Source organism: Caballeronia sp. (assembly GCF_049581465.1).
GTDB lineage: Bacteria > Pseudomonadota > Gammaproteobacteria > Burkholderiales > Burkholderiaceae > Caballeronia.
This window is the reverse complement of the sequence record NZ_JBAUSA010000248.1, coordinates 1-7,642: the sequence shown is the minus strand read 5'-3', so window position 1 is coordinate 7,642 and position 7,642 is coordinate 1. Positions and strand designations below refer to the sequence as shown.

The 7,642-nt window shown below is 60.3% G+C and carries 8 protein-coding genes and 1 pseudogene; 5 read left to right on the top strand and 4 right to left on the bottom strand.

Annotated elements, in window-relative coordinates; genetic code table 11:
* The 5 genes from WCA53_RS06185 to WCA53_RS06165 form a co-directional block, all read left to right on the top strand.
* Positions 1–566: aminodeoxychorismate/anthranilate synthase component II (locus tag WCA53_RS06185; protein WP_423906959.1), on the top strand; the 566-nt coding region annotated here is incomplete at its 5' end.
* 14 nt (positions 567–580) lie between these two features.
* Entirely contained in the window at positions 581–1,612 is a 1,032-nt protein-coding gene (gene trpD / locus WCA53_RS06180) for an anthranilate phosphoribosyltransferase (protein WP_423906957.1), read from the top strand.
* 24 nt (positions 1,613–1,636) lie between these two features.
* Complete coding sequence (trpC, locus tag WCA53_RS06175) at positions 1,637–2,422, top strand: indole-3-glycerol phosphate synthase TrpC (RefSeq protein ID WP_423906955.1); 786 nt, start codon at positions 1,637–1,639, stop codon at positions 2,420–2,422.
* A 21-nt stretch (positions 2,423–2,443) separates the two neighbouring features.
* Entirely contained in the window at positions 2,444–3,094 is a 651-nt protein-coding gene (locus WCA53_RS06170; protein WP_423906953.1) for a CYTH domain-containing protein, read from the top strand.
* Positions 3,091–3,858 carry a uracil-DNA glycosylase gene (locus tag WCA53_RS06165; RefSeq protein WP_423906951.1) on the top strand — a complete coding sequence of 256 codons (768 nt, stop codon included), beginning with the start codon at positions 3,091–3,093 and terminating at the stop codon, positions 3,856–3,858. Before WCA53_RS06170 ends, WCA53_RS06165 begins: the two co-directional genes overlap by 4 nt.
* A 78-nt stretch (positions 3,859–3,936) precedes the next feature.
* Here the strand turns inward: WCA53_RS06165 and WCA53_RS06160 are convergent, their stop codons facing one another.
* The 4 genes and pseudogenes from WCA53_RS06160 to WCA53_RS06145 form a co-directional block, all read right to left on the bottom strand.
* Positions 3,937–4,533 carry an FMN-dependent NADH-azoreductase gene (locus WCA53_RS06160; RefSeq protein WP_423906948.1) on the bottom strand — a complete coding sequence of 199 codons (597 nt, stop codon included), beginning with the start codon at positions 4,531–4,533 and terminating at the stop codon, positions 3,937–3,939.
* A 141-nt stretch (positions 4,534–4,674) separates the two neighbouring features.
* On the bottom strand, positions 4,675–6,474 hold the full coding sequence (locus WCA53_RS06155; protein ID WP_423906945.1) for a M61 family metallopeptidase: 1,800 nt from the start codon (positions 6,472–6,474) through the stop codon (positions 4,675–4,677).
* Between the two features lie 138 nt (positions 6,475–6,612).
* Complete coding sequence (locus WCA53_RS06150) at positions 6,613–7,344, bottom strand: DsbC family protein (RefSeq protein ID WP_423906943.1); 732 nt, start codon at positions 7,342–7,344, stop codon at positions 6,613–6,615.
* A gap of 50 nt (positions 7,345–7,394) precedes the next feature.
* A pseudogene (locus tag WCA53_RS06145) lies at positions 7,395–7,642 on the bottom strand (UbiH/UbiF family hydroxylase); the annotation flags it as partial.

Below are 7,642 nucleotides of genomic sequence, written 5' to 3'. Positions count from 1 at the left end.
ACTACGACTCGTTCACCTACAACCTGGTCCAGTATTTTGGCGAACTGGGTGAGGACGTGCGGACGTTCCGCAACGACGAGATCACACTCGATGAAATCGCGAAGCTGAATCCCGAACGCATCTGCCTTTCACCCGGCCCGAGCAACCCGCAACACGCGGGCATCACGCTTGACGTGCTTCGCACCTTCTCCGGCAAGTTGCCGATCCTGGGCGTGTGCCTGGGCCATCAGGCAATCGGCGAGGCGTTCGGCGGGCGCGTGGTACGCGCGAAAACCATCATGCACGGCAAGGTCAGCGAGATCGAAACCGATTGCCGCGGCGTCTTCGCCGACCTGCCGAAGCATTTCAGCGTGACGCGTTATCACTCGCTGGCTATCGAACGTGAATCGCTGCCGGATTGCCTTGAAATATCGGCATGGACGCCCGACGGCGAAATCATGGGCGTGCGTCACAAGGAACTGACGGTCGAGGGTGTGCAATTCCATCCGGAATCGATTCTGTCCGAGCACGGCCACGCGCTGCTCGAAAACTTCGTCAAGAGCCCGGCGCAAGGCACTCGCGCGTGAAGAGAGATCCGACCATGACCATTACCGCCCATGAAGCGCTGCAACGCACGATCGAACATCGCGAGATTTTTCACGATGAAATGCTCCACCTGATGCGCATGATCATGCGCGGCGAGTTGTCGCCGGTGATGTCGGCGGCAATCATCACGGGCCTGCGCGTAAAGAAGGAAACCATTGGCGAGATCGCGGCGGCCGCGACGGTGATGCGCGAATTCGCGACTCACGTGAATGTGCCGGATCGCGACAATCTCGTCGATATCGTCGGAACCGGCGGTGACGGCTCGCATACCTTCAACATTTCCACCGCCACAATGTTCGTCACGGCCGCCGCGGGCGCCAAAGTGGCGAAGCACGGCGGTCGCGGCGTATCGAGTAAATCGGGCAGCGCGGACGTGCTCGAAGCACTCGGCGTGAATATCGACTTGAATCCGGAACAGGTGGCGCAATCCATTGCTGAAACGGGCATGGGCTTCATGTTCGCGCCGAACCATCATCCGGCCATGAAGAACGTCGCGCCCGTGCGGCGCGAACTCGGCATACGGACCATTTTCAACATTCTCGGCCCGCTGACCAATCCGGCCGACGCCCCAAACCAGTTGATGGGCGTATTTCACGAGGACCTTGTCGGCATCCAGGTTCGCGTGATGCAGCGTCTCGGCGCAAAACATGTGCTGGTCGTGTACGGCAAGGACGGCATGGACGAAGTGTCTCTTGGTGCGGCCACCGTGGTCGGCGAATTGCGTAATGGCGAAGTCCACGAGTACGAGATTCATCCGGAGGATTTCGGCCTGCAAATGGTGTCGAACCGATCGCTGAAGGTCGCCGACGCGCAGGAATCCAAGACCATGTTGCTCGGCGCGCTAAACAACAAGCCGGGCGTCGCACGCGAAATAGTCACGCTGAATGCGGGCACGGCGCTGTACGCCGCGAACGTGGTCGAATCGATCGCGGACGGCATGCAGATCGCGAAGGAAGTGATCGCGAACGGCCGGGCGCGCGAAAAAGTCGATGAACTCGCGCGGTTCACGCAGCAATTTGCCAAGTAGATTTGCCACGTAAGGGACACGTCAATGAGCGACATTCTCGACAGCATCATCGCGGTCAAGCATCAGGAAATTCGTGCGGCGCGGGAAAGCGTGTCGGCCGAAGCGTTGCGCGAACAGGCAAGCACGCGCGATTCGCGCGACTTCGTCGGCGCGTTGCGCGCGAAGCACGCTGAAGGTAAGCCCGCGATCATCGCGGAAGTGAAGAAGGCGAGCCCGTCGAAAGGGGTGTTGCGCGAGCACTTCGTGCCCGCCGAGATCGCGAAGTCGTACGAAAAAGGCGGCGCGGCCTGTTTGTCCGTGCTGACCGACGCCCAGTTCTTCAAGGGAAGCACCGCGTATCTCGAGGAAGCACGCGCGGCATGCAGCCTGCCCGTACTGCGCAAGGATTTCATCGTCGATACTTATCAGATCCTCGAAGCCCGTGCGATGGGTGCCGATTGCATCTTGCTGATCGCAGCCGCGCTCGAGTTGCAGCACATGCGCGATCTCGAAGCGTTCGCGGATTCACTGGGGCTTGCCGTGCTCGTGGAGGTCCACGACGCGGACGAACTCATGGACTCGCTTTCACTGAAAACGCCGCTTATTGGCATCAATAACCGTAACCTGCGCACGTTCGAGACATCGATCGAAACAACGCTCGGCATGCTGGAAATGGTGCCGGAGGACCGGATTGTCGTGACAGAATCGGGCATCGTATGCCGCGCGGATGTGGGGCGCTTACGCGCAATGAACGTGCAGACATTCCTGGTCGGAGAGGCGTTCATGCGCGCCGATGACCCCGGCACCGAACTAGCGCGAATGTTCTTCTGATTGCTGTTTCACGGAGTTCAAATGGGTATCGAACGAGAGATCAAACTGGCGCTTCCGAGTTCGCTTCACGACGCGGTCGCGACCCTCATTAACCGTCAAACGGGTACGGAAGGCCGCAAGATCAACCTGACGAACGTCTACTTCGATACCCCCGCTCACACGCTGGCCAAAGCGAAAAACGCATTGCGCCTGCGCGGCATGCCGGACCACTGGTTGCAGACATACAAGACGGCGGGCGAATCCCAGGACGGCATGCATAGCCGACATGAATGGGAAATGCCGGTGGCCGGTGAAGCGCTGGAAATTGACGCGCTGCTGGAACTTTGCGACGACGAACAGGCACGCGACGCATTGCGCGACGCCGCGCCAGACCTGGCCGCCCTCTTCCGCACGGATTTTTCCCGGGTGATCTGGGACATCGAACATGAAGGCGCGATGATCGAAGTCGCGCTGGATCTCGGCGAAATCGTGACCAACATCGACGGCGAACACCGCACCGCGCCGATCAGCGAACTCGAACTGGAACTGAAATCCGGCGGCGAGCAAGCGCTCGATGACCTCGCGGCCTTGATGCGCGGCGCGTTCACTGATCTGCAACCGGAGAATTTGAGCAAGGCGCGCAGAGGTTACGACTTGTGCGCGTCAAAAGCTGGGGAAGGCGGCGAGGTATGAGCCAGTCGTCGCTGTTCGATCAGGAAACTGAGGTGGTTACGTCGCTGGAAAGCCAGTTCGATGCATTGCCGGCCGACTGGCGCAAGCATTTGAAAAGCTTTACGGGCAGTCCGCATTACGCCGCGTTGTGCGCTTTCGTCGACGCAGAACGCACTGCAGGTAAAACCGTTTATCCCGCCGATGTCTTCCGCGCGTTGCGCCTGACGCGTCCCGGCGATGTAAAAGTCGTGATCCTCGGACAAGACCCGTATCACGGCGAAGATCGCGGCGCGCCGCAGGCCCACGGCCTTGCGTTTTCGGTGCCGGCGCCGGTGCGGCCGCCGCCTTCGCTCAGGAACATATTCAAGGAAATCAACGCGAGTCTTGGCATCGCGCCGCCCGCGCACGGTTGCCTCGATGCGTGGGCAAAGCAAGGCGTGTTATTGCTGAACACGTCGCTGACAGTGGAACGCGATAAAGCCGGCAGTCACGCGAAACGTGGCTGGGAGCATTGCACCGACACGCTGATCCACGAACTCGCCATGCGCCACGAACATCTCGTCTTCATGCTGTGGGGCGCACATGCTCAGGCGAAGCGCGGGCTGATTGCTTCGGCGGTGGCATCGGGGAAAGCCCATTGCGTGCTCGAAGCGGCGCATCCGTCGCCTTTATCGGCGTATCGCGGATTTTTGGGCTGCGGGCATTTCGCGTCGGCGAATGCTTACCTGGAACAACAGGGACGCGCGGCCATCGACTGGCGTCTGCCCGACGCACCAGCAGCCTGAAATAGAAAAGTGAAAAGGCCGCCCATGTCTCGCGACACGGCGGCCTTTCTTTTGCCTCAACGACAGCAGCGGCTCAAATTACAGCGCGGCGATCGAATCACGTGCGGTTGCCAATGCGGCGCCTGCAGCGTCCGGGCCCATCGCCAGGCCTTCAGCGAGGACGAAGCTAACGTCGGTCATGCCGAGGAAGCCGAGGAACGACTTCAGATACGGCGTGTGCGTATCGTGCGGCGTGCCGCTGTATTTGCCGCCACGTGCCGAAACAACAACCACCTTCTTGCCCGTGACCAGGCCTTCCGCACCGTTTGCGCCGTACTTGAACGTGATGCCTGCGCGTGCGATCCAGTCGAAATAGGTCTTCAGTTGCGACGAGATGCCGAAGTTGTACATCGGTGCGGCGATCACGACAAAGTCGGCGGCTTGCAGCTCGGCGATCAGCGCTTCGCTTTTGGCATGGATCACGTTTTGCTCTGCCGTGCGTTGGTCAGCCGGCGTGAAAAACGCGCCTAGCGTGGCGTCGTCAAGGTGCGGCAGGCTGTCGGCGAGAAGGTTGCGCACCACCAGCTTGGCGCCTGCATGCGTTTGCTGCAGCTTCGCTGACACTTCGTCGGCCAGCAACGTGGATTGGGCGCCTTGCGAGCGAGCGGCGGAATTGATTTGAAGAATCGTCGTCATGATGAGTCCTGTACCTGGTGAGTTTTGAGCAGCACGGGTAGCGCTCAGACAGGAAGCATTCTTGACTTTTGATGCGACGGGAACAAGCCATTCCGCCATGACGGATTGTTGCACTGATAGAACAATCCGCCCTGCCTTGCTCTATCCGTTCAGCCAGCGTTCACGATGCGGCTTCGATGCACCGCGTTTATCGGCGATGGAAAGCACGTAACGCGACACTTCCGGCGCATCGAGTTTCGCCTGCGTGACGCGCAACTCGTCGCGGCGGAACGCATGGATCTCGACCTTTGCACCCGGCAGGTAGCGCGAAAGAAGCGTATCGAGATTCGACCCCGTCACCCGCAAGCCGTCGATAGCCACCAGCACGTCGCCCGCCGACAACCCCGCCTTCTGCGCAGCGCTGTTCTCGTGGACGGCCGCCAGCACACAATCCGCGCCGTTGCGAACGCGCGCGCCCAGCGACGGCTTCCCTGACGTGCCGTTGGTTGCGATATCGGCGGCAAGGGTAATGCCGAACGGTTCCAACAGCGCTTCCAGCGGCAGGTCGCGCGTCCCGTGCACACCATCGCGGAAGATCTTTTTCAGATCGGCACCCGTGGCTTCGGCGAACAGCGCTTCGACTTCGCTTTCCTCAATACCCCGTGCCTTTCCGTCGTAAAAATCGCGCCCGTAGCGTTGCCACAAAAGGCGCATGACGTCGTCGAGCGACTTTTTGCCGGCCGTTTGCGTGCGGATCGACAGGTCGAAAGCCAGCGCAATCAACGAGCCCTTTTGGTAATAGCTGACGATCGCATTCGCCGCATTTTCATCCTGGCGATAATATTTGACCCACGCGTCGAACGAACTTTCCGCGACGGTCTGCTTGAGCCGACCCGATCCACGCAACACGCCGCCGATCGTCTTTCCAAGCAGTGCAAAATACTCGGTCACGTTAATCACGCCGCTGCGCACGAGCATCAGGTCGTCGTAATACGACGTGAAACCTTCGAACAACCACAGCAGCGACGTGTAATTTTCCTGCGATAGATCGTAGGGCGCGAATGCCGCCGGCTTGATCCGCTTGACGTTCCACGTATGGAAGTATTCGTGGCTGCACAATCCGAGGTAGGTACGGTAGCCCTCGGTCATATCGGGGCGTCCGGTCACGGGCAGATCGGCGCGATTGCAGATCAGCGCCGTCGAAGCGCGATGTTCGAGCCCGCCGTAACCGTCGGCGACGGCGACAGTCATGAACACGTAGCGCGCAACCGGCGCCTTCTTCGTGCGCGGTTCGAACAACGCAATCTGCGCTTCGCAGACACGTTTCAAATCCACTTCCAGCCGACGCATGTCCAGCGCACTCACACGGCCAGAAATGACGATATCGTGCTGCGCGCCGTGTGCATCGAAGGAACCGAGTGCAAACTCGCCGAGCGTCACCGGATGATCGATGAGCGCATCGTAGTTGGGCGCTTCGTACTTGCCGAAACCATAGCGCTTCGTGCCACGCGCCTCGGGCAGCGCCGTCGCCACCCGCCACTTGGCGAATTGCGCGCCGGCCGGCTTTTGGATATCCACGACGCAAGGCGCGTCTGCCTGGCCCTCGACCGCCAGGAAAACGCTCGAGCCGTTGAAAAAACCGATGTCTTCATCGAGATGCGCCGCGCGCACCGACATGTCCCAGCCGTACACCTCGTAGCGCAGCGTGATCGGGCCGTCGTGCGGCGCGGTGGCCCACGCGTGCTTGTCGGTTTTTTCGACGGCGATCTTCCTGCCGGCCGCGTTGAATGCCTGCAGCGTCACGATATTGCGCGCGAATTCGCGAATCATGTAGCTGCCTGGAATCCACACGGGCAACATGAAGCGCTGGCCGGACCGATCGGGCGCAGCGACGGTCAGCGAAACTTCAAAAAGATGCGCCGCGGCATTTTTCGGAACGATGGTGTATCGGATGGCGTTCATGCGTCGAATTCCTTTTTCTTGTTGCCCAAGCGTCGCGCCAGGCATGTGTATTCGATAAGACGTAAAAGCAAGAGAGGCGCATCGCGCGCCTCCCTTCGTACTGAACTGTGCTCAATCGTGCTTCAGCAAACTACGATCTTAGCGGACTGCCGACAATTCCTTTTCCAGCCGGTCCGCGGGGATCGCGCCAGGCAGGCGGCGGCCATCGGCGAGAAACACGGTTGGCGTGCCAGTGACGTTCATCGTCTGGCCGAGCTTCAGGTTTTTATCGATGGCAGTCGTGTCGCACGTCCCGGAGGCGGTGGGTGCCGTGTGGTCCAGCATCCAGCCTTCCCAGGCGTTCGAACGGTCCTTCGAGCACCAGATCGACTTGGACTTCACCGCCGAATCGGGCGACAGGACCGGATACAGGAAGGTATAGACCGTCACGTTATCGACGCTCTTGAGCGTGGTTTCGAGTTGCTTGCAATACGGGCAGTTCGGGTCCGAAAACACCGCCATCTTGCGCGCACCGTTACCCTTCACCACCTTCACCGCGTTTTCGAACGGCAGCTTCGCGAAGTCGATCTTGTTCAATTCCGCGACCCGCGCTTCCGTCAGGTTCGTGCGCGTGCGGGTATCGACGAGATCGCCCATCAGCAAGTAATTCCCGGTCGAATCCGTGTAGAAAACTTGTGTCCCGGCAGTGACTTCGTACAGGCCGGGAACGGGCGATTTTTCCACGCTCTTGATGTCTGCATCGCCGATTCGCGATTGCAATGTGGCCTTGATCTTGTCGGTGGTCTGATCGGCTTGCGCCGCATAGCCGACGCCGAAAATCGCGGCCATCGTGACGGCGGCGACAAGCGCGCGGCGAAGAGTTATTTTCATGGGAAGGTTCCGTTCGGTGCTGCGTAAGTTGTGAGTTTCGGCCAGATGGACTAACCGAGCGCGGCTGACACCAGCCAGCGCTTGAGAAGCGGTTGCGCCCCGACGAACGCCATGCCTGTATTGCGCACTGCGCGAGCGACCGTACCGGGTACTGCGAAAAGTTTTTGCAGGCCGTCGGTGGCGAGCATGAGTTTCTGGATGTCCTCCCGACGCGCGCGTTCGTATCGGCGCAACAGGACCGGGTCGCCGGCCGAGCGGAACGCTTCCTTGGCGCCCAGCGCTTCGGCGAGCGCCGCGA

Excerpts from the sequence above, each read along its gene's own strand:
- trpD (WP_423906957.1), top strand. The coding sequence starts at position 581 with ATGACCATTACCGCCCATGAAGCGCTGCAACGCACGATCGAACATCGC.
- WCA53_RS06160 (WP_423906948.1), bottom strand. The coding sequence starts at position 4,533 with ATGACGACGATTCTTCAAATCAATTCCGCCGCTCGCTCGCAAGGCGCC.
- WCA53_RS06150 (WP_423906943.1), bottom strand. The coding sequence starts at position 7,344 with ATGAAAATAACTCTTCGCCGCGCGCTTGTCGCCGCCGTCACGATGGCC.
- WCA53_RS06170 (WP_423906953.1), top strand. The coding sequence starts at position 2,444 with ATGGGTATCGAACGAGAGATCAAACTGGCGCTTCCGAGTTCGCTTCAC.
- WCA53_RS06165 (WP_423906951.1), top strand. The coding sequence starts at position 3,091 with ATGAGCCAGTCGTCGCTGTTCGATCAGGAAACTGAGGTGGTTACGTCG.
- trpC (WP_423906955.1), top strand. The coding sequence starts at position 1,637 with ATGAGCGACATTCTCGACAGCATCATCGCGGTCAAGCATCAGGAAATT.
- WCA53_RS06155 (WP_423906945.1), bottom strand. The coding sequence starts at position 6,474 with ATGAACGCCATCCGATACACCATCGTTCCGAAAAATGCCGCGGCGCAT.